The organism is Pseudomonas sp. NPDC087690 (assembly GCF_044743175.1).
Lineage (GTDB): Bacteria > Pseudomonadota > Gammaproteobacteria > Pseudomonadales > Pseudomonadaceae > Aquipseudomonas.
This window is the reverse complement of sequence record NZ_JBIUVX010000013.1, coordinates 40,243-61,792: the sequence shown is the minus strand read 5'-3', so window position 1 is coordinate 61,792 and position 21,550 is coordinate 40,243. Positions and strand designations below refer to the sequence as shown.

At 60.4% G+C, this 21,550-nt stretch carries 21 protein-coding genes; 9 read left to right on the top strand and 12 right to left on the bottom strand.

The features are described from left to right. The first annotated feature begins 244 nt into the window (after positions 1-244). Positions 245-1,582: an MFS transporter gene (locus ACIPIZ_RS15420; RefSeq protein WP_105708319.1), complete on the top strand. Its 1,338-nt coding sequence runs from the start codon at positions 245-247 to the stop codon at positions 1,580-1,582. Between the two features lie 126 nt (positions 1,583-1,708). Here ACIPIZ_RS15420 and ACIPIZ_RS15415 read toward each other — a convergent pair whose 3' ends face one another. The 4 genes from ACIPIZ_RS15415 to ACIPIZ_RS15400 all read right to left on the bottom strand — a co-directional run bounded on the left by ACIPIZ_RS15415 (position 1,709) and on the right by ACIPIZ_RS15400 (position 5,575). Continuing rightward, positions 1,709-2,587: a DMT family transporter gene (locus ACIPIZ_RS15415; RefSeq protein WP_034153813.1), complete on the bottom strand. Its 879-nt coding sequence runs from the start codon at positions 2,585-2,587 to the stop codon at positions 1,709-1,711. Between the two features lie 99 nt (positions 2,588-2,686). Further along, the gene (locus tag ACIPIZ_RS15410) at positions 2,687-3,502 is read right to left on the bottom strand and encodes a sugar phosphate isomerase/epimerase (protein ID WP_253481757.1); all 816 of its coding nucleotides are present in this window, start codon (positions 3,500-3,502) and stop codon (positions 2,687-2,689) included. 2 nt (positions 3,503-3,504) lie between these two features. After that, entirely contained in the window at positions 3,505-4,566 is a 1,062-nt protein-coding gene (locus ACIPIZ_RS15405) for a Gfo/Idh/MocA family protein (protein ID WP_401165954.1), read from the bottom strand. Positions 4,567-4,798: 232 nt separating this feature from the next. Continuing rightward, positions 4,799-5,575 (bottom strand): IclR family transcriptional regulator, encoded by a 777-nt coding sequence (locus tag ACIPIZ_RS15400; RefSeq protein ID WP_064392324.1) that lies wholly within the window; start codon positions 5,573-5,575, stop codon positions 4,799-4,801. Between the two features lie 176 nt (positions 5,576-5,751). On the opposite strand from ACIPIZ_RS15400, the gene ACIPIZ_RS15395 reads away from it, so the two are divergent. The 5 genes from ACIPIZ_RS15395 to ACIPIZ_RS15375 all read left to right on the top strand — a co-directional run bounded on the left by ACIPIZ_RS15395 (position 5,752) and on the right by ACIPIZ_RS15375 (position 11,264). Further along, positions 5,752-7,491: an FAD-dependent oxidoreductase gene (locus ACIPIZ_RS15395; protein WP_122661389.1), complete on the top strand. Its 1,740-nt coding sequence runs from the start codon at positions 5,752-5,754 to the stop codon at positions 7,489-7,491. Further along, a complete protein-coding gene (locus ACIPIZ_RS15390; protein ID WP_064392321.1) occupies positions 7,475-8,308 on the top strand; it encodes an aldo/keto reductase in 834 nt (277 codons plus the stop codon). Before ACIPIZ_RS15395 ends, ACIPIZ_RS15390 begins: the two co-directional genes overlap by 17 nt. A 146-nt stretch (positions 8,309-8,454) precedes the next feature. Next, positions 8,455-9,306, top strand: coding sequence for a neutral zinc metallopeptidase (locus ACIPIZ_RS15385; protein WP_401165952.1), 852 nt, complete (start codon positions 8,455-8,457; stop codon positions 9,304-9,306). Positions 9,307-9,425: 119 nt separating this feature from the next. Then, positions 9,426-10,313 carry a neutral zinc metallopeptidase gene (locus tag ACIPIZ_RS15380; protein ID WP_122661391.1) on the top strand — a complete coding sequence of 296 codons (888 nt, stop codon included), beginning with the start codon at positions 9,426-9,428 and terminating at the stop codon, positions 10,311-10,313. Further along, positions 10,314-11,264: an alpha/beta fold hydrolase gene (locus ACIPIZ_RS15375; protein WP_064392316.1), complete on the top strand. Its 951-nt coding sequence runs from the start codon at positions 10,314-10,316 to the stop codon at positions 11,262-11,264. A 115-nt stretch (positions 11,265-11,379) separates the two neighbouring features. On the opposite strand, the gene ACIPIZ_RS15370 is transcribed toward ACIPIZ_RS15375, so the two are convergent. The 3 genes from ACIPIZ_RS15370 to ACIPIZ_RS15360 form a co-directional block, all read right to left on the bottom strand. Beyond that, complete coding sequence (locus tag ACIPIZ_RS15370) at positions 11,380-11,973, bottom strand: HAD family hydrolase (RefSeq protein ID WP_105708304.1); 594 nt, start codon at positions 11,971-11,973, stop codon at positions 11,380-11,382. Continuing rightward, the gene (gene tesB / locus ACIPIZ_RS15365) at positions 11,970-12,839 is read right to left on the bottom strand and encodes an acyl-CoA thioesterase II (protein WP_008082985.1); all 870 of its coding nucleotides are present in this window, start codon (positions 12,837-12,839) and stop codon (positions 11,970-11,972) included. The genes ACIPIZ_RS15370 and tesB overlap by 4 nt, the downstream gene beginning before the upstream one ends. 109 nt (positions 12,840-12,948) lie before the next feature. Then, positions 12,949-13,518 carry a GNAT family N-acetyltransferase gene (locus ACIPIZ_RS15360; RefSeq protein WP_064392312.1) on the bottom strand — a complete coding sequence of 190 codons (570 nt, stop codon included), beginning with the start codon at positions 13,516-13,518 and terminating at the stop codon, positions 12,949-12,951. An 82-nt stretch (positions 13,519-13,600) separates the two neighbouring features. Here ACIPIZ_RS15360 and ACIPIZ_RS15355 point away from each other — a divergent pair, with 82 nt between their 5' ends. Both ACIPIZ_RS15355 and ACIPIZ_RS15350 read left to right on the top strand, forming a co-directional pair. Beyond that, positions 13,601-14,521 (top strand): histone deacetylase, encoded by a 921-nt coding sequence (locus ACIPIZ_RS15355; RefSeq protein WP_401165948.1) that lies wholly within the window; start codon positions 13,601-13,603, stop codon positions 14,519-14,521. A gap of 187 nt (positions 14,522-14,708) precedes the next feature. Next, complete coding sequence (locus ACIPIZ_RS15350) at positions 14,709-15,956, top strand: TIGR03862 family flavoprotein (protein ID WP_401165946.1); 1,248 nt, start codon at positions 14,709-14,711, stop codon at positions 15,954-15,956. Between the two features lie 344 nt (positions 15,957-16,300). Here the strand turns inward: ACIPIZ_RS15350 and ACIPIZ_RS15345 are convergent, their stop codons facing one another. Next, the gene (locus ACIPIZ_RS15345) at positions 16,301-17,638 is read right to left on the bottom strand and encodes a DEAD/DEAH box helicase (protein WP_064392309.1); all 1,338 of its coding nucleotides are present in this window, start codon (positions 17,636-17,638) and stop codon (positions 16,301-16,303) included. Between the two features lie 52 nt (positions 17,639-17,690). Then, positions 17,691-18,626 (bottom strand): drug/metabolite exporter YedA, encoded by a 936-nt coding sequence (gene yedA / locus ACIPIZ_RS15340; RefSeq protein ID WP_064392307.1) that lies wholly within the window; start codon positions 18,624-18,626, stop codon positions 17,691-17,693. A gap of 163 nt (positions 18,627-18,789) precedes the next feature. On the opposite strand from yedA, the gene ACIPIZ_RS15335 reads away from it, so the two are divergent. Next, on the top strand, positions 18,790-19,242 hold the full coding sequence (locus ACIPIZ_RS15335) for an Lrp/AsnC family transcriptional regulator (RefSeq protein WP_401165943.1): 453 nt from the start codon (positions 18,790-18,792) through the stop codon (positions 19,240-19,242). A gap of 133 nt (positions 19,243-19,375) precedes the next feature. Here the strand turns inward: ACIPIZ_RS15335 and ACIPIZ_RS15330 are convergent, their stop codons facing one another. The 3 genes from ACIPIZ_RS15330 to ACIPIZ_RS15320 all read right to left on the bottom strand — a co-directional run bounded on the left by ACIPIZ_RS15330 (position 19,376) and on the right by ACIPIZ_RS15320 (position 21,442). Beyond that, positions 19,376-19,981: a PolC-type DNA polymerase III gene (locus ACIPIZ_RS15330; RefSeq protein ID WP_053124223.1), complete on the bottom strand. Its 606-nt coding sequence runs from the start codon at positions 19,979-19,981 to the stop codon at positions 19,376-19,378. Between the two features lie 35 nt (positions 19,982-20,016). Continuing rightward, the gene (locus ACIPIZ_RS15325; RefSeq protein WP_007949802.1) at positions 20,017-20,496 is read right to left on the bottom strand and encodes an NYN domain-containing protein; all 480 of its coding nucleotides are present in this window, start codon (positions 20,494-20,496) and stop codon (positions 20,017-20,019) included. A gap of 199 nt (positions 20,497-20,695) precedes the next feature. Beyond that, the gene (locus ACIPIZ_RS15320) at positions 20,696-21,442 is read right to left on the bottom strand and encodes a DUF2076 domain-containing protein (RefSeq protein WP_122661395.1); all 747 of its coding nucleotides are present in this window, start codon (positions 21,440-21,442) and stop codon (positions 20,696-20,698) included. Positions 21,443-21,550: the final 108 nt, after the last annotated feature.

Sequence of the window (21,550 nt, the reverse complement as noted above, 5' to 3'; positions counted from 1 at the left end):
TCTACATGGGATGGGTTTTTATAGTAGGGAAATTATTGGCTGCATCGATCGCGGCAGCAATTTAAAGTGTACTACCCGGTTAGTTTTGCGTGCGATTATCGAACACAATGGCGGTTTGGCGAATTGACGATTTTTCGTCCACTGCCCAACATCGACCGCACATTGAGTCCGGATCTGAACCACCGGTCGCAGCGTGCAAAGTAAAAAGCACACCAAATAACAAATCCAAAAACGGGTGGAACACATGATTCCTTCACAGACTTCCCGCATGGCTCCGGCCATGAGCACTGCCACGGGTGGCATCGGCGACAAGATCCGCGGCGCCATGGCCGTCGGCAAGACCCGTTGGGGCATGCTGGCGCTGGTGTTTTTCGCCACCACCCTGAACTACATCGACCGCGCCGCCCTCGGCGTCATGCAGCCGATCCTCGCCAAGGAGATGAGCTGGACGGCGATGGATTACGCCAATATCAACTTCTGGTTTCAGGTCGGTTACGCAATCGGTTTCGTCCTGCAGGGCCGCTTGATCGACCGGGTCGGCGTCAAACGCGTGTTCTTCTGCGCCGTGCTGCTGTGGAGCCTGGCCACCGGCGCCCACGGCCTGGCGACTTCGGCCGTTGGTTTCATGGTCTGCCGATTCATCCTCGGTCTCACCGAAGCGGCGAACTACCCGGCCTGCGTGAAAACCACGCGCCTGTGGTTCCCGGCCGGCGAGCGTGCCGTCGCCACCGGCATCTTCAACGCCGGCACCAACGTCGGTGCGATGTTCACGCCGATGCTGCTGCCGCTGGTTCTCCACGTGTGGGGCTGGCAAGCGGCGTTCCTGTGCATGTCGGCACTGGGCGGGATCTGGTTGCTGTTCTGGGGTTTGAAGTACTTCAACCCGGAAGATCACCCGAGCGTTAAACAGTCCGAACTGGACTACATCCAGCAAGAAGTCGAACCGGAACAGGCCCGCGTGCCGTTCTCGAGAATCCTGCGCATGCGCGGCACTTGGGCCTTCGCCATCGCTTATGCGCTGACCGCGCCGGTGTTCTGGTTCTACCTGTACTGGCTGCCGCCGTTTCTCAATCAGCAATACAACCTGGGCATCAACGTCACCCAGATGGGTATTCCGCTGATCATCATCTACGTGACGGCTGACTTCGGTAGCGTCGGCGGCGGCATTCTGTCTTCGTTCCTGATCGGCCGCGGGATGAACTCGATCAAGGCGCGGCTGCTGTCGATGTTCCTGTTCGCCTGCTGCATCATCGGCGTGGTCATGGCGGCCGGCTCAGCGAATCTGTGGGTTGCAGTGGCTGCGATCTCTCTGGCCATCGGTGCACACCAGGCCTGGACCGCGAACATCTGGAGCCTGGTGATGGACTACACGCCCAAGCACATGATGAGTACGGTATTCGGTTTCGGTGGCATGTGCGCAGCAATCGGCGGGATGTTCATGACCCAGATCGTCGGCCATATCCTCACCGTGACCAACAACAACTACACGGTGTTGTTCACCCTGATCCCGGCGATGTATTTCATTGCGCTGACGTGGATGTACTTCATGGCCCCGCGCAAGATTCCTACCATCACCGAATAACCTGCCTACAACCCACACCCTTGTAGGAGCTGCGGCACGCTGCGATCTTTTGATCTTGATGTTGAAGATCAAAAGATCGCAGCCTCGTTTCACTCGTCAGCTCCTACACAGGGGTTTGCGTATCCTTCAGCGGCGGCTCTGCTGCCACGCTGCCGCCAGCCCGCTGCAACAGATCACCGCAATGCCGATGATCGTCAACAGACTCGGCGTGTGATTGAACAGCAACCAGCCCAACAGCCCCGCAAACACGATCTGGCAATAACCGAACGGCGCCAGCAGTGCCGGTGCGGCATGACGGAACGCCTGGGTCAGAAACAGATGCGCGGTCATCCCGCAACTGCCCAGCGCCAGCATCAGCCCGGCATGGGTCAGCGTCGGCACTTGCCAGAAGAACGGCACCAGCGCACTCATCACCAGCGTGTTGCACAGCCCGGCGAAGAAGTTGCTGGTAGTCGGGCTATCGACTTCGGCGAGCTTGCGGGTCAGCAGTTGATAGAAGCAGAAAAACAGCGCTGAGCAGAACGGCAGCAACACTGCCGGTGTGAACAACTCACCGCCCGGGTGGACGATGATCAGCACGCCGATAAAGCCGCAGATGACGGCGATCCACTGGCCTCGGGTCACTCGCTCCTTGAGCAACGGCACCGACAATGCGGTCACCAACACTGGCGCAAGAAAGTTGACTGCCGTGGCTTCCGCCAACGGGATGTACAGCAGCGCCGTGGTGAAAAACAGGCTGGTGCCGAGCAGGCAAAGTGCCCGCACCAACTGCCATAACGGCTTCTTGGTGCGTAGGACGCGCAACCCGGACTGCGGCAGAAAAATCCCCGCCATCAATAAGGTGTGCACCAGATAGCGCGCCCACACCACCATCACGATCGGATAGAAACCGGAGAGATATTTCGACAGTGCGTCATGGCTGGAGAACAGGAAGGTTGCCACGACGATCAGCAAGATGCCCTTGAAGGGTTGGTTTACACCGGAGAGCGGGGTGCTGACGGTCATTGGATATCCTTGTGTTGCCATAAAAAATCAAAAGCTTCGCGGACAGGCTTGCCTCCCCCTGTGGGAACGGGCTTGCCCGCAATAGGTGCGCAGCACCGCTTACAGCCGCGCCAATAATTCCCGGGTTCTATCAATCGCCATCTGCGCCCGCTGCAACCCGCTCACGCCTTGCTCCAGCAGTTTCACCGTGGGAATTTCCAGACTCAGTGGAATATTAGCTGGCAACGCTTTCAACAACCCGAGCAAGTCGCAATCGCCTTCGCCGGGAAACCGTCGCTCGTTGCGCGCCTGACGCAAGATCTCGGCCATGTCCGACGGTCGCGGCCCCGCCACGTCACACAATTGCGCATAGCGCAGGCGCGAGGACGCAACGCCCGCGAAATTCTCCAACCGTGAACCCGAACGATCAAAGTGAAACGCGTCCACCAGCACCGCCGCATTCTCCCGATCGGCGTTTTCTACGATGCGCAACGCCTGCTCAAGGTTGCGTGCATCGGTCCAGGGCATGAATTCCAGATGCGGGTGCAAACCATAGGGCTTCGCCAGATCACACAATGCTGCAAAGTTATCGGTGAGCCGCTGCTCGTCAGGATCGTTACCGGCGACCAGCAATTCAGTCGCGGCAAATTCCGCGCCGACCGTCAGAAGTTTCTCGAAATCAGCGACGATGGTTTGTGGCTTCAGACGCAGGATTTCCACGTCGAGCACGCGGATTCCCGTATCACGCAACTGCGCCAATGTCTGACGCCGCAAATCATCATCGGCGACCAGCGGAAAGTGATATTCCTCAGGGGTTGCCGGCTCCAGACGCAGACCGACATGGCTGTAACCCGCGCGGGCGGCCACTTCGATCATCTGCGGAGGCGATAACTCCAGCACAGTCAGGCTGGCCAGGGACAGGATTCGTTCGCTCATGCTCAAGCCTCGATCAGTGCAGGGGCGCAGGCTCGGCCAGTAGCGGCGGCTTCGCGGATGGCTTCAATCAGTGCAAGGGTGCGGGCAGCATCCGCCGCACTCACCAGCGGCTCGACTTCACGCCGCGCCACGCGGACGAAATGCTGTAACTGCAAGCGCAAAGCTTCGTCACTGCTGTAGGACTCTTCGACCATCAGCAACGGTTCATGCCAACCGGCGTCGACCTGATCAGCGGCGTAATGCCAACGCTTGAGCTGCGGAATGCTCAATGCACCGGCGGTTCCGGCCAGCAGATAGCACGGCTGATCGGCCTGACGTGGATACACCGGGTTTTCGCCGGAATCCAACTCCCAACTCCAGGGCGCGGCGACGGCATCGGATCCGCTCAACGTGCCCAATGTACCGCCCTCGAATTGCAGCAGCACTGCCGCGCTGTCTTCATTGGCAAAACCACGCACGGCGTTGTCGGTGATCGCTTGGACCGAGCGCACTTCACCGCACAGGTGCCGGAGCAAGTCGAGATCGTGAATCAGGTTGGTCAGCAACATCCCGGCGCCCGGTTCACGGCGCCACGGGATCTCGAAGTAGCTGTCCGGCTTGCGCAACTGGAACAGCGCGGTGACCGTGGTCAACCGCCCGAGCGCGCCGCTCTGCACCAACTCATGGGCACGCACGATCAGCGGATTGTGTCGCCGATGATGGCCAACCAGCACCGGCACGCCGCTGCGTTTAACCGCCGCGACCAGCTCACGCGCTTCATCGAGGTGCACACCGATCGGTTTCTCCAGCAACACCGGCACACCCGCCACCAGACAATCGAGCGCCGTAGCGACGTGCTGATTATTTGGATTGGCAATAATCACCGCTTCCGGCCTGATGTGTTCGAGCATCTGACGATGATCGGCGAAATGCCTGACGCCCCATTCAGCCGCAAGCGCTGCGGCTTGCGGCCCGGGATCAGCCACTGCGCAAAGCGTCGCTTCGCTGAGGGCTTGCAGATGCCGATAATGTTGTTGGCCCATATTGCCGGCGCCGATAAGGGCGATTCGAAGGGGCGAATTCAAGGTGCGGTCCTCTTGTGATTGTTCTCGGAATGACACTCCGTAAACAATTTAGAACCGAGTTCCAGAATCAAACACCCATCAACCACAAAACCGTGCGAACACCGCACAAATTCACGCCAAACGAATATCCATGTAGGAGCTGCCGAAGGCTGCGATCTTTTGATTTTGCTATTAAAAGACAAGGTCAAAAGATCGCAGCCTTCGGCAGCTCCTACCGGGGATTTTCGGCGGATTAGATAAACAGTTCCGAGGCCAGGCTGGCTGCTGATAATTCTTCGGTGAATTTCAGCAACAGCGGCGCCAGTTCATGCAAGCGCGCCCCCGGCATTCGCGCACTCGGCCCGGCGATACTCAGCACACCGATCACCCGACCATCCGTTGGATGCTTCACCACCGCCGCAATCGCCGAAGTCCCCACCGCCGAACTCTCCTCGACCCAGGCATATCCTTGCTCACGAGCCAGACGCAGCCGTTCGAGCAACTCGATATTTGAGCGCGGTGCGTTTGGCCCCACGCCCACCGGCACTTCCGCAGCCTGCCGCTCGACCAGTGACAACGCCTCGGCATCACTCATGCACGCCAGCCACGCATGACCGGACGCGGTGTAAAACAGCGGCGCGTCGCGGCCCATGTCCGGGTCATAACGCAGACCGGTGCGCGCGCCTTGGGCCTTGGCTATCCAGGTCTGGCGCTCGCCGTCGATCACCCCCAGGCGCACCAGTTCACCGGTTTCCTGCGCCAGTCGATCAAGCACCGGCTGGACGATGTCGGCACCGCTGCTCGACAGGTATTGAAAGCCCATCGCGACCAGTTTGGTCGACAAGTGATAGCGCAAGGTTTCCGGATTCTGCCGCACGTAGCCGAGGCGAATCAGCTCGGCGAGCAAGCGGTGCGTGGCGCTTTTCGGGATATCCAGTTGCTCGGCCAGCGCCTGCATCGGCAGCCCGCGCGGATCACTGGTAAGGCTTTCCAGCACGCTGAAAACCCGTTCGATTTGACTGCCAGCCATGGGGACATCCAATTGAAATTTTTCCGATTCTAGAAGACATCCGCTGCAAAGCGAAATCTGGAACCGATTGTTCGATAACCGCCCGTTTTGTTGGATCAAGGCTTGTCGAACGACTCCAGCACTCGCTATTTTCTGGAATCAAATTCCAAAAACAATTTCCGCTGGAGCGTTGTTTGATGTCTGCCGAACTCCCTGATATCGACTGCGACGTATTGGTCGTCGGGTCTGGCGCTGCCGGTTTGTCCGCCGCCGTGACCGCCGCGTGGCATGGCTTGAAAGTCATCGTCGTCGAGAAGGATCCAGTGTTCGGCGGCGCTACGGCCTGGTCCGGTGGCTGGGCGTGGGTGCCGTGCAATCCATTGGCCCGTCGGGCCGGAATCGTCGAAGACATCGAACAACCGCGCACGTATTTGCGCCATGAACTGGGTGAGCAGTACGACCCGGCGATGATCAACGCTTTCCTTGAAGCCGGCCCGCGCATGGTCGCCTTTTTCGAGCAACACACTGCCCTGCAATTCGCCGATGGCAACGCCATTGCCGACATTCATGGCGAAACACCGGGTGCAGGTACCGGCGGACGTTCGGTGATCGCTGCGCCTTACGATGGGCGCGAAGTCGGACGCTTGCTCAAGCGCCTTCGCACAACCATGCGTGAAACGTCCTTCATGGGTATGCCGATCATGGCCGGGGCGGATCTGTCGGCGTTCCTCAATCTGACCCGTTCGCTGAAAGCCGCATGGCATGTCACTCGGCGCTTTACCCGGCACTTGCTGGACCTCGCCGTTCATGGCCGGGCCATGCAATTGGTCAATGGCGTGGCGCTGATTGCGCGATTGGCAAAATCTGCCGAAGACCTCGGCGTCTTGTTGTGGGAGTCGGCGCCGGTGGCTGAGCTGCTGCGCGACGGCTCGCGGGTTTCCGGCGCCGTGGTCGAGACCCGCAAAGGTCCGATCCGCATTCGCGCACGCAAAGCCGTGATACTTGCCGCCGGGGGGTTCGCCAATGACATCGAGCGGCGCAAAGCGTTGTTCCCGCGCACACCAACCGGTCATGAACACTGGGCATTGCCGCCGCTGGCCGTCAACGGCGATGGCTTGCGCCTGGGTGAAAGCGCAGGAGCGCGAGTCAACACCGAGGTCGCTTCAGCCGTGGCGTGGGCACCGGTGTCGCAAGTGCCGTATTCCGACGGCAGCATCGGCCATTTCCCACACATCATCGAGCGCGGCAAACCGGGGATCATCGGCGTGCAGCGTAACGGACAGCGCTTCGTCAACGAAGCCAACGGTTACTACGACTATGTCAGCGCCATGGTTGCTGCTGCGCCGGAAGGCGAAGAAGTCGCCTCCTGGTTGATCTGCACGCGCGCCTTTCAACGGCGATATGGCCTCGGCATGTCGAGGCCGTTTCCGCTGCCAGTGTCGGAATTCATCCGCAGCGGTTATCTGAAAACCGGTAACACCGTTGAGGAATTGGCCATTGCCTGCGGCATCGACCCGAGCGGTTTGCGCCAGACTGTGGATCACTACAACGGCCATGCCCGCCACGGCGAAGACCCGCTGTTCGGGCGCGGCACCACACCCTACAACCGTAAACAGGGTGATCCGAAAAACCGTCCCAACCCCTGCGTTGCCCCAATAGAAACCGGGCCGTTCTACGCCGTGAAAGTCCAGCCCGGCTGCTTCGGCACGTTTGCCGGCCTCAAGGTCAATCCGCACGCGCAAGTGCTGGATGCCAACGAACAACCCATCGCCGGCCTCTACGCGGCGGGTGGCGACATGGCCAGCATCATGGGCGGTCACTACCCGGCGGGCGGCATCAATATCGGCCCGGCCCTGACTTTCGGTTACATCGCCGCCCGGCATATCGCCGGCATTACTGCTTTCGAACAGGAGATCGACCATGCAGCACATTGTTAACGCCCAGGGTTTGAACATGCCGAAACTCGGTCTCGGCACCTGGCCGATGCTCGGTGAAGAATGCACCCGTGCCGTGGAGCAAGCGCTGGAGCTGGGTTATCGACACATCGACACGGCAGCGGCCTACAACAATGAGGATGCCGTCGGACAAGCGCTGGCGAATACACCGACACCGCGCGAGCAGATTCATGTCACCACCAAAGTCTGGTGGGATCAGTTGCAACCGGACGCGATGCGCCACTCCATGGATCGCAGCCTCAAGGCGTTGCGCAGCGACTACGTCGACCTGTTCATGATCCACTGGCCCACCAAGGATTGGGATCTGCCACGCACTCTCGACACGCTGGCCTCGTTCAAGGAACAAGGCCTGGCCCGCAACATCGGCGTGGCGAATTTCCCTCTGCCGTTGTTGCGCAAAGTCGTCGAGGAATACGGCATCGGTCTGTCAGCGATTCAGGTCGAGTACCACGTCCTGCTCGGACAAACCGCCCTGCTCGATTACGTCCGGCAACACAATATGGCGCTGACGGCCTACACACCGCTGGCGCGCAACAAGGTTTCACACATTAGCGAAATTCAGCAAATTGCCGCCAGACACGGCGTACTGCCGACCCAGGTCGCACTGAAATGGCTGCTCGATCAAGACAACGTGGCAGCGATACCCAAGGCGAGCAGCGCTACTAACCAACTCGCCAATCTGGCGGCACTTGAGGTCAATCTGGATGATCAAGACCGGGCGCTGATTGCCGGTCTGTCCAAGCGCGAGCGACAGGTCAGCCCGGACTTCGCGCCAGTGTGGGATGCATTCGACCAGTGAGTGGGAAAAGGCTGATGACTCACACCGAAACGGCAGATTCGAAAAGGGTCTTACGCGCCCTTACATTTATGCCCAGCAGATTCTGACGCGCGCGGTTATTCATAGGCGAGGTGATTTACACCCCCAACCTATGAAGGAACGCAAACATGTTATGGACCAGAGCGAGACGCAGCGACAACGTCAATGACACACGAAAGGGCAAGGACGCCCGCACTCAGACAGGGAAGAAAATCGCTGCCGGCCTGGCAGCCGTCACCCTCTCGGGCGCGGCGCTCTACGCCTCATACGACAGCACTTCCGGGCAACACCCGAGCCAGATGAATGACGTCAGCCGACCCGCTTCGTCCGCCGACGCAGCCCAACTCAGGTTTATCGAGTCGATACTGGGTGACACCGAAGACACCTGGACGTTGCTGTTTGCCCGAACCGCACGCCATTACCCCACCCCCACACTGACGCTGTTCAGTCATAGCGTGGTCTCCGCTTGCGGTGCCGCCGACAGCTCTATCGGCCCCTTTTACTGCCCGGGCAATCGGCAGATCTATCTCGACCCGCAGTTCTTCGAGCTGATGGCCGAGCGCTTTTCAGCGGTCGGCGACTTCGCCCAGGCTTACATCATCGCGCACGAGGTCGGCCATCATGTGCAGGTTGAACTGGGCATGTCCGAGCCGTTTGAAACCGCCCTCTCGGCACGACTACCGGTGATCGGCAACGCGGGCCTCGAAGTGCGCAGCGAACTGCAGGCCGATTGCCTTGCGGGGGTCTGGGCGTACCATGCACAACAGCGCCTGACCTGGCTGGAACCGGGCGATATCGAAGAAGCCTTGAACGCCGCCAGCGTATTCGGTGACGACTATCTGCAGCGTGCACAGAACCGCTCGGTTCGTCCGGAGACGTTCAGCCACGGCACCTCACAACAACGCACCCAATGGTTCACGGCCGGATTCGATAGCGGTCGTATCGATACGTGCGATACCTTCAACGCTGCACAGCTGTAAGCTGGCGAATAGACAATGTGCTCAGAACCGTCATCAATCACGATGGTCTGACGACCGGACTGGCGCCACTCCCACGCACCAGCAACACTCATCACCAGATTCATTCAGAGGATTCCCACATGCTATGGAAAAAAGGCCGACGCAGTGACAACGTCGTCGACGCCCGTGGTGATGATTCCGGCGGTGGCGGCGGCATGCGCTTCGGTGGCGGCAAAGGCCTGAGTCTGGGCGCCATTCTGCTGATCGTCGGCATCGGCTGGATCACCGGGCAGGATCCGCTGCAAATTCTCGGGCAGCTCGCCGGGCAATCGACACAACAATCGGCGCCGACCTCGCAAACCCGTCAGGCGCCACCGGCCAACGACGAGCAAGCCGAATTCGTCCGCTCGATCCTTGGCGATACCGAAGACACCTGGGGCGCGATTTTCCAGCAGGCCGGGCGGCAATATAAAGATCCGACGCTGGTGCTGTTCAGCAATCGGGTCAACTCGGCCTGCGGTCTTGCAACCTCGGCGACCGGCCCGTTCTACTGCCCGGCCGACCAGAAGGTCTATCTGGACATGGCGTTCTTCCAGGAAATGTCGCAACGCTTCAAGGCGGCCGGCGACTTCGCTCAGGCCTACGTGATCGCGCATGAAGTCGGACACCATGTGCAGACGCTGCTTGGCGTCTCGGCGAAAATTCAGACAGCTCGACAGCAAGGTCGACAGATGGAAGGTGACGGCGGTTTGCTGGTGCGTCAGGAATTGCAGGCTGACTGTCTCGCCGGCGTCTGGGCCTACAGTGCGCAGAAGCGCCTGAACTGGCTGGAGCCGGGTGACATCGAGGAGGCCTTGAACGCGGCCAATGCCATCGGTGATGATCGCTTGCAACAACAGGGTCAGGGCCGTGTGGTGCCGGACTCGTTTACCCACGGTACGTCGGCGCAAAGGGTGCGCTGGTTCAAAACCGGATTCGCGCAAGGCCAGGTCGGCCAGTGCGACACCTTCGCGGCGAAAAACCTGTAAATGCATAAATGGCTTCTGGCTTTACTGATTATTGGCAGCACTGCACAAGCCGCCGGCGTCGACGCCATCAGCCCCGGTCGCCTGCAACTCAAGGCCGGGGAAATGGCCGTCGGCATCGGCCCGGCACCGGAGAAAATCGAACGTGTGCTGATCGTCATTCACGGCCGGTTACGCAACGCCGAGACCTATCGCAAAAGCGCCGAAAGCGCGGCTGAACTGGCGGGACAAAGCGCGCACACGCTGGTGATCGCGCCGCAGTTTCTCAATGAGAGCGATGTTGTCCTGTACTCCTTGCCCGCCACACTGCTGCGCTGGCAAGGCAACGAGTGGATGGGCGGCGGATTATCCACAGGGCCGAATCCGTTGAGTTCCTACGCGGCGCTCGACGAGATCGTCGGGCGAATCAGCGATCGCAAACAGTTTCCGGACGTGAAGCAGATCGTGATCTTCGGTCATTCCGGGGGCGGTCAAGTGGTACAGCGTTATGCCCTGCTCGCCAAGGATCAGCCCGCGCTGAAAGCCAATGGCATCCGTCTGCGCTATGTGGTAGCCAATCCGTCCTCCTATGCGTATTTCAATGAACAGCGGCCAGTGGCGTTCGATCACGCCAAATGTGCAGGTTTCAATCGCTGGAAGTACGGTCTGGCAGACATGCCGGTGTATGCCGGAGGGCAAACGCCGTTGCAGCTTGAGAGCAGTTACGTCAAACGCGAAATGATTTATCTGCTCGGGCAGCAGGACATCGATCCGCAGCATCCGGCACTGGACAAGGGTTGCGAAGCCGAGGCGCAAGGGGCGTATCGCCTGGAACGTGGGAAGTTGTACTTCGGCTATTTGCTGCGTCGGCACCCGGAGGGAGTTAATCAGCGACTGGTTGAAGTGCCGGGGGTTGGGCATAACGGCGATGGGATGCTGACCTCGCCGGAGGGGCAGAAGGCGTTGTTTGAATAAGTTTTGTGTTGTTTGAGCTGGCGCCATCGCGAGCAGGCTCACTCCTACAGGGAAACGCATTCCAATTGTAGGAGTGAGCCTGCTCGCGATGAGGGCCGCTAAAGCACCAAAGATTTCAGGCCAGCAGCATCTGCCGCAACTCGACACAATCCTTCGCATGCCAATCGGTCAACTCAGGCCACGGATTATCCGGCAAATTCACCAACACCGTCCGCGCGCCCGCCGCTCGCCCGCAATCCAGATCAAAGCGGTAATCACCGACCATCACCATCTCGCTGGCCGGCACATCCCAAGCCTCTGCCAACTTCAACAGTCCACCCGGATGCGGTTTCGGCGGTGCTTCGTCGCGGCCCAACACATCGTCCACCGCGAAGCAGTCAGCCAGACCAATCGCCTCCAGCGTCACGTGCGCCAGCTCCCGCGCATTGCGGGTGAGGATGCCGAGGCGATAACCGCGCGCATGCAGATCACGCACCAGCTCCACCGCACCGGTGGCCGGGGTCGAACCCAGCGCCAGATCGCGCTCATGCTCAAGCAACCATGCGTGTTTCGCTGCGGCCTCATCCGCCGGCAACGCCGCAAGGTGCGTCAGGATGTCGTCCTCCGGCGGAATCGCCAGCGCCACGCGAATCGCCGCGAAATCATGCACGGCGACGGTCAGCGTGCCATCCATGTCGAACACCCAATGGCGAACTTCGCTCAGGCTCATGCCCAATCCTTGCGATGACGAATCAAACCTTCCTGCGTCACCGAAGCCACCAGTTGCCCGGCACGGTTGTACACGCTGCCACGGGAGAAGCCACGGGAATTTCCGGCCCACGGGCTGTCCATCGCGTAAAGCAGCCAGTCATCGGCGCGCAGATCGTTGTGGAACCACAGCGCGTGATCGAGGCTGGCGACCTGCATGTCTTTCTGCCAGACCGACTTGCCGTGGGGCAGCATCGAGGTGGTCAGCAGGCCGAAGTCCGAGGCGTAGGCCAGCAGGTATTTGTGCAGCGCAGGGATGTCGGCCAGCGCACCGTCAGCACGGAACCACACGTACTTCACCGGATCGGCCGGTTGCGGGTTGTACGGATCCTTTTCAGTGACCGGGCGCACTTCGATCGGTTTCGGGCACAGCAGCTTTTCACGCATGTGTTCGGGGATCAGTTGCGCGCGTTGCTGGAACAGCTCCAGCTCCGACGGCAGATTTTCCGGGCCGACCACGACAGGCATCTGGCTCTGATGCTCGAAGCCGGCTTCGTCGTACTGGAACGAAGCACTGCAGGTAAAAATCGGATGGCCCTTCTGGATCGCCGTGACGCGGCGGGTGCTGAAGCTGCCGCCATCGCGCACGCGATCAACCGAATAAACCACTGGCAATTTGGCGTCGCCTGGACGCAGAAAATAACCGTGCATCGAGTGCACGTGGCGCGCCTCTTCAACCGTCTGACTGGCCGCCGACAGTGACTGACCAAGCACCTGACCGCCGAACAACTGGCGGAAACCCAAGTCCTGGCTACGGCCACGGAACAGGTTTTCCTCAATCGGTTCCAGGGTCAGCAAATCGACCAGATCTTCCAACACTTGGCTCATTCAGACTCTCCTCACACAAAGCAATGCCGCGCAGTCTTGGCTGCGGTGGCCGATTCAGATTCTGGCACGGGCCAATGATATGGCGGCCATTGTAAACGTCCGTGTCGGCTTAGCCATGCAAGGTTTGCAGCCATTGTTCCCGAGTGATGCGATACAGCACATGCCGGCGCAACGGATGATCGACGGCCAGTTTCGGGTGGTCGAAATCATCTTCGGGAGCGTGATGCATGCCGATCGCCTGCATGACTTTCTCCGAAGGCAGATTGGATTGCGCGGTGAAGGAGACGATTTCCTTCAGCGCCAATCGATCAAAGCCGCAACGCAGAGCGGTCCACGCCGCTTCACTGGCGTAACCCAGGCCCCAATGCTCCTTGGCCAGGCGCCAGCCGATTTCCACTGCCGGAGTGAACGGCGCATCAAAGCCGACCACGCCGAGCCCGGTGAAACCGATGAATTCACCGCTGTCCTTGCGCTCCAGCGCCCACAAGCCGAAACCATGCTCGGCAAAATGCCCGCGCACCCGGCCGATCATCGACGCGCTTTCCAGACGGCTCAACGCTGCCGGAAAATAGCGCATCACCTGAGGATCGGCGCACATCGCGGCAAATGCCGGCAAATCCTCGTCCTGCCACTGACGCATCAGCAAGCGCGCGCTTTCGAGTTCCAGTATCGGCTCCATCGGTCCCCTCCGTTTCCATGCCGCAAGTCTACATCGCTGGTAGGATCCTTCACTCTTTCCTACGTTCCTACATGAAACCGCCATGCCACTGCCGCTGATCTACCACGAAGACTACAGCCCCGAGTTTCCGGCGGATCACCGCTTCCCGATGGACAAGTTTCGTTTGCTGCGCGATCACCTGGTCGACAGCGGTCTGACCCGTGACGCCGATCTGCTGCGCCCGGAGATCTGCCCCAACGACATCCTCGCCCTCGCCCATGACCGTGCGTATATCGAACGCTACATGAGCGGCGAGTTGTCCCGCGAAGACCAACGGCGCCTTGGCCTGCCATGGAACGAAGCACTGGCACGGCGCACGGTGCGTGCGGTCGGCGGTTCGATACTGGCAGCGGAAAAAGCGCTGGAGCACGGTCTGGCCTGTCACCTGGCCGGCGGCACCCATCACGCGCATTACGATTACCCGGCGGGTTTCTGCATCTTCAATGACCTGGCGATCATCAGCCATTACTTGCTGCAAAGCGGCCGGGTCAATCGCGTGCTGATCTTTGATTGCGATGTGCATCAGGGCGACGGCACGGCGCGAATTCTTCATGACACACTGGAGGCAATCACCGTTTCCCTGCACTGCGAGAAGAATTTTCCTGCACGCAAAGCCGAAAGTGACTGGGATATTCCGCTGCCCAAAGGCATGGGTGATGCCGACTATTTGAAAGTGGTCGATGACACGCTTAACTATTTGCTGCCGCTGTATCAACCGGACCTGGTGCTGTACGACGCCGGTGTCGATGTGCACAAGGATGACGCCCTCGGCTATCTGCAGCTGACCGATGCAGGTGTCGCCGCCCGTGATGAAAGCGTGATGCGCCATTGCCTGGGCCGCGACATTCCGGTGATGGGCGTGATCGGCGGCGGCTACAGCAAGGATCGCCACGCCCTCGCCCGTCGCCACGGCATCCTCCATCACAGTGCGCAGCGCGTCTGGCGGTCACACGGTTGTCATTGAGCTGGGCTGCGTTACCCACAATCGCTGTGGAACGGCCTGTGGATAACCCGTAGGAGCTGCCGCAGGCTGCGATCTTTTGATCTTGCCGGTAAAAATCCACAGCAAAGATCGCAGCCTGCGGCAGCTCCTACAGGGATCTCGGCTGTTAGAATGCGCGCCTTATCCCGCCATACCGCAGCGCATGCCCATGACCCAGAACTCCGCCTCCTCCCCCGCTCACGTCGCCATCATCGGCGGTGGCCCTGCCGGCCTGATGGCCGCTGAAGTGCTGAGCGAGGCTGGAATTCGCGTCGACCTGTACGACGGCATGCCCTCGGTGGGCCGCAAGTTTCTGCTGGCCGGCGTCGGCGGGATGAACATCACCCACTCCGAAGCGTATCCGGCGTTTCTCTCGCGATACGCCGAACGCGCACCACAGATCGCGCCGTTGCTGCGCGGCTTCGACGCCGATGCGTTATGCCAATGGATTCACGATCTGGGCATCGAAACCTTTGTCGGCAGCTCCGGCAGGGTTTTCCCTACTGATATGAAAGCCGCCCCGCTGCTCCGCGCATGGCTCAAGCGTCTGCGCGACAGCGGCGTGGTTATCCACACCCGCCATCGCTGGCTCGGTTGGAATGAACACGGCGCGTTGCGCATCGATAGCCCGGCAGGTGAAATCACCGTCAAACCCGACGCCACTCTGCTCGCCCTCGGCGGTGGCAGTTGGTCACGCCTTGGTTCCGACGGTGCGTGGATGCTCGCGCTGGAGCAGCGCGGTGTAGGACTGGCGCCGCTACAGCCAAGTAATTGTGGTTTCGAGGTGCAGGCCTGGAGCGATTTGATGGCCAGCAAATTCGCCGGCGCGCCGCTGAAAAATATCGCCATCGGCTTGAACGACGACATTCCGCGCTTGGGCGAATGCGTGATCACCGCGACCGGGATCGAAGGCAGTCTGATTTATGCGCTGTCGGCGCCGATAAGAGAGGCGATCAATCAGTATGGCGCGGCGACTATTCACATCGATCTGCTGCCCGGCCGGCCTGTGGATAAATTGCAGACGGCGCTGAGCAAACCTCGCGGTTCGCGTTCGATGGCCAAGCATCTGCACAGCCAGATCGGGATTGATGGGGTCAAAGCGGCGTTGTTGCGTGAACTCACTGATGCCGCCACGTTCGCTGATCCGGCGTTGTTGGCCCGGGCGGTCAAGGCGCTACCGCTGACGCTGGTGAAAACGCGGCCATTGGACGAGGCGATCAGCAGTGCCGGTGGCGTGATGTTCGAAGCAATGGATGAGCGCTTGATGCTCAAGACGTTGCCGGGGGTGTTCTGCGCGGGCGAGATGCTCGATTGGGAAGCGCCGACGGGCGGGTACTTGCTGACGGGGTGTTTTGCCAGCGGGCGGGCGGCGGGGTTGGGGGTCGTGCAGTGGCTCAAATCCGAGGCGTCTGCCTGAACCCTCACCCCAGCCCTCTCCCAGAGGGAGAGGGAGCCGACCGAGGTATCTGCTGTCATCCATCGACCTGATAGACCGAGTCGATTATGGATTCGGCAAAGCACTTTCAGTAGGGCTGACCGAGGTGTCTGACGTCATCCATCGACCTGAAAGACCGAGTCGATTATGGATTCGGCCAGCCGACCGAGGTATCTGCTGTCATCCATCGACCTGAAAGACCGAGTCGATTATGGATTCACAGCCGTAGGATCAGGTCGGCGTACTTCGCAAGCATCCCGCAACCAGTCCCCTCTCCCCCCGGGAGAGGGATAGGCGGGCGGCGTTCCGATGAGGGGCTTTTGACTTTAAGGCTTACGCTTGCGAGGTCCAGTATTGAACACCGGCACCTTGCGCACAGGCTTGACCGAAGGCTCCGGCGCCTGCGTCTCGCCGCTGTCGACCCACTTGCCCAGATTACGCTTGCCGCCACCGCCCGAAGCTTTCGGCTTCTTCGGTTTCTTCGGCTTCTTGATCACCTGACCGCTGGCATCGGTATCCGGCACACGGTGCTCAGGCTCGAAATCCGGCTCGTTCTCACGCTTCAAGGTCTGGCGCGTCAGCATCTCGATCGCCGACAACATGTTCACTTCATCCGCACACACCAGCGAAATCGCTTCACCGGTCGCGCCCGCACGACCGGTACGACCGATGCGGTGGATGTAGTCTTCCGCCACGATCGGCAGATCGAAGTTGATCACCAGCGGCAGATCTTCGATATCCAGACCTCGCGCCGCCACGTCAGTCGCGACCAGAATCTGCACTTCACTGAGCTTGAAACGATCCAGCGCCCGTTGACGGGTCGCTTGCGGCTTGTCGCCGTGGATACCGTCGGCATTCACACCGAGGCCCTGGAGTTTTTCCACCAGCGCATCCACACCGTTACGGGTCTTGGCGAACACCAGCACCTGCTTCCATTTGTTCTTGCGCATCAGGTGCACGAACAGTTCGGCCTTGCGCTTTTTGTCTACCGTCACGATCCACTGCTTGACCGTGTTGGCGGCGACGTTGCGCGGGCTGACTTCGACGGTCAGCGGATCGTCGAGCATCTGCCCGGCGAGCAGGCGGATGTCATCGGAGAAAGTCGCGGAGAACAGCAGCGTCTGACGTTTCTTCGGCAGTGCGCGGTAGATGTTCGCCAGCTCTTCGGAGAAGCCCAGATCGAGCATGCGATCGGCTTCGTCGAGCACCAGGGTTTGCAGCTGATTGAATTTCAGCGCCTTCTGGCGGAACAGGTCGAGCAGACGCCCCGGCGTTGCCACCAGCAGATCAACACCGCCGCGCAGCTTCATCATTTGCGGGTTGATGCTGACACCGCCGTACACCGCATAAGTGCGCAGCGGCAGGTTTTCGGCATATTGGCGCACGGCTTCGTGAACCTGTTCGGCCAGTTCACGGGTCGGCACCAGAATCAATGCGCGCACCGAGTTGGCGGCGACTTTCGGCCCTTCCATGGCCAGCAACTGCAGCAGCGGCAGGGCGAAACCGGCGGTCTTGCCGGTGCCGGTCTGAGCGGCCGCCATCAGGTCACGACCGGCCAGCACGGCCGGAATGGCTTGCGCCTGAACCGGCGTCGGGGTCTGGTAGCCGAGCTTCTCGAGGGAGCGCAGCAAGGGTTCGATCAGGCCAAGGGTGGCGAAAGTCATGGAGGTACCGTAGGAAAAAATAACGCAGGCATGCAATGCCGCGCAGTTTACCCTAATTCGTACGCGTTTCTGTGGGAACGGCTGTCGGCGCCACGACTGGCGGCTGTGCTGGCCGGCGCCACTGCGGCAAGCCTATCAGCACCACGGCGCTGATGATCACCAGCATCGCCAGCGCCTCTTCGATTCCGATGGTCTCGCCGACAAACACGATCCCCAGCAATACCGCCACCGCCGGGTTGACGTAGGCATAACTGGTCGCCGCTGCTGGACGTACGTGCTTGAGCAGGTACATGTAGGAATTGAAGGCGATGATCGAGCCGAAGAAAATCAGGTACGCCAGCGCCAGCCAGCCTTCCATCGGCGGCACGGCTTGCAGGCGTTCGCCACTGACGGCGCTGCCAATCAGCAACACCACACCGCCGACCAACATCTCAACCGCACTGGCCATAGCGCCCTGCGGCAACGGCAAATGTCTGCTCCACACCGAGCCGAACGCCCAGGTCGCCGCCGCGAAAATCAGCAATGCCGCGCCCAGCGGACTCGATTGCAGGTTGGAGCCCATGTTGAGCATGGCGATGCCGATGATCCCCAGTGCCACACCGGCCCATTCCAGGCGCGTGTTACGTGCGCCCCAAAAATAACCGAACAGCAAAGTAAACAGCGGCACCGTCGCCACCGCCAATGCCGCCACGCCTGAAGCCACGCCGGTGTGTTCAGCCACACTCACTGCGCCATTACCGAAACTGAGCAGCAGAATCCCGATGATCCCCGCCGCTTTCCACTGCGCCCAGGTCGGCGCCGGTGCCCCGCGCCAGCGCAGGAAGGCGTACATCAACGTGCCGGCGATCACGAAACGCACACCGCCGAGCATCAGCGGCGGCCAGTATTCAATGCCAATGCGGATCACCAGATAGGTCGATCCCCAAATCACGTACAACGCAAAAAACGCGGCGATCAGCGGCAAGGAAAAACGGCGCAAGGCAGGCATGGGCAACTCGAACGTCTGGGGCTGGGGATTGATTATTCTAGAAAGGCGCACGGACAAAAATAAGTTACAAAACCTGTTTATAGCGCCGTTACACTTCTGAAAACACGGAGATCGACGGATTAAACCGAGATTTCGAAAGCCCGGCATTTTCAGGAGTCCGAGCATGGACAAATACGACCGCATGCTGCTCAGCGCCCTGCTCGAAAACGGCCGTGCGTCCTACGCCGACCTCGCGCGCAAAGTGAACCTCTCCGCCCCCGCCGTCGCCGAGCGGGTGGCCAAGCTTGAGGCATCCGGGGTGATCACCGGGTATGAGGCGAAAATCGACCTGGCGAAAATCGGTCTGCCGATCCAGTGCGTGATTGAGCTGAGGCTGCACCAGAACGGTAGTCAAAAGGTGTATGACGAACTAGTGAAAATCCCGCAACTGACGGAGTGCTTTCGGGTCACGGGCGATCCGTGCGTAATGATGAAAGCCGCGGTGGGATCGATGACGGAGCTGGAGGAGTTGATCAATCGCGTGGCGAAATTCGGCTTCAGCAAGACCTCGATCGTGCTGTCGAGCGCCGTCGAAAGGCGCGTGCCGCTCGGCCACATCGAAAGTAACGGCAAATAGTTCGGATCAACACAGATCCAATGTAGGAGTGAGCCTGCTCGCGATGGCGGCGCATCAGTCGAAACAAATGTTGACTGACACACCGTCATCGCGAGCAGGCTCACTCCTACAGGGTTCTGTGTTGGGCTGGGGATCAGCGATAGCGCTGCAGGTGCTCGCTGACTTTCGCGGCTGGGACTTTCTGCAATTTGCACAGCAGGTCGTGTGACAGCTCACGCACGCCATGCTTGCCGCGCAACTCTTCCGCCAGATGCGCCATCAGGTTGGCCGCCATCTCGGCATCGGCCATGGCCCGGTGAGCCTGGCCGGTGTGTGGCAGGCGCGCAAACGTGGTCAGCGTACCCAGTTTGTGATTCGGTGCCGCCGGCATCAGCCGCCGCGCCAGCAGCAACGAACAGGCAAAGTTCTGCAACCGCGTACGCTTGATCCGCCCCAGTTCAAAGTCCCAGAACTTCTGGTCGAACGAGGCGTTGTGCGCGACCAGCGGCGTGCAGCCGACAAACTCGTTGACCTCGTTCATCACCTGCTCGGCCGGCGGCGCGGTGCGCAGCATGGCGTTGCTGATGCCGGTCAGTTGTTCGATAAAAGCGGGGACGCGCACACCCGCGTTCATCAGGCTCTGGTAACGCTCGACGATACGGCCGTTTTCCAGCATGACCACGGCGATTTCCGTGGCGCGACAGCTGCTGTTCGGCGACAGGCCAGTGGTTTCAAAGTCGATGACTGCAATGCGTTCCAAACCGGTTTCAACTCCGTACAAATCAATGGTTCAGCTTAGTTTTTCAGCAGCAGCGCGCCTTCGATCGGCACGTAACGGCTGGCGGCGCGGATCAGCGAATTGGCAGTCAGGCCGGGCACGCCGTAGGCGACTGCCTGGACGCCGTGCTTGCTGATGATGCGTTCGAGCAGCATGTCGAAATCACCGTCACCCGAGGCCAGGACGATTTCGTCGACGTGGTCGGCGGCGTCCATGATGTCGAGGGTGATGCCCACATCCCAGTCGCCCTTGGCCGAGCCGTCGCTGCGCTGGATGTAGGGCTTGAGCTTCACAGTGAAGCCGAGGTTGCGCAGGATCTGCTGGAACTGCTGTTGCTTGCTGTCGCCCCGGTCGATCGCGTAGGCGTAGGCCTCGACGATCTGTCCGTCCTTGCTGATGTCGGCCCACAGCGCGGCATAGTTGAAATGACAACCATAGGCCTGACGCACGGTGTAGTAGAGGTTCTGCACGTCGGCGAACACTGCGATTTTTTTCACCGGAGTTCCTGTGGGCGCGCAAGCGCACGAAGCGGGATCGGGCGCCAGGCCCGAAAAAGGCGCTCAGTATGCCAGCCAATAGGAAGGTTCAGCGAATAATCACCGGCAGACGCCGAGGTGCTACTGACGAGTGGTGAATGTGGTGAGGGGATTTACCCCCTCACCACAGGTTTGGTGCCAAACCTGAGAAATGCAGGGGTCAGACGAAGGAATCGTCGTCATCGAAGAACGATGAGTTGTCGTCGCTGCTGTAATCAGTGTCGGTGAATCCGCCCTGATCGTTGCCAGCCATGCGCTGATCATCGCCCCAGCCATTGTTGCTCTGGTCGGCAACCTGCGCCGGTTCTTCCTTGATCACTTCAACGATTTCTTCCGGCTGCTGGTTGTGATGAAACAGGCTGCTGATGCCTTGCGCCAACATCACACCACCGGCCACACCGGCGGCGGTTTTCAGGGCACCGCCGAGGAAGCTGCTGCCGGCCGCCGGGGCCGCTGGTTGCGCGTAGCCAGATGGTGGGGCGCCGAAATTCTGTTGCGGCGCGGGAGCAGCGAAGTTCTGCTGCGGAGCCGGTTCGCGCCAGCCGCCCGTGGACGACGGCGCGGCACTCTGGGTTGGCGCCGAACGCGGGCTGCCACCAAAGATGCTCGACAGGAAACCGCCACCACCACTCGGCGCCGGTGCGGCACTCTGGGCCTTGGCCGATTGCAGTTCAGCCTGCAAACGCTGGACTTGCTGGGTCAGCTGCTTGTTCTGTTCGTCGAGGCTCTTGAGCGCTGCCTCTTGCACCAGAATCGCCTGGGTCATGAAATAACCTGCCGCCGGTTGGCGTGTCAGGTGTTCCTTGATCCGCGTCTCGGCCTGGGCGTCACGCGGGGCTGCCTCCGTTTCGGCCTGTTGCAGCCGGGAAAACAGTCCATCGATCAGGGTTTGCTCTTCGCTGTTCATGGCGACCTCGTAGATTGCCGGGGAAAACATTGCCCTCGTCCACGGTGGACAAGGTGCTCTCCTGTAATGGAGACGGTGACAGGATGTTTCAACGACCTTTACCGAATG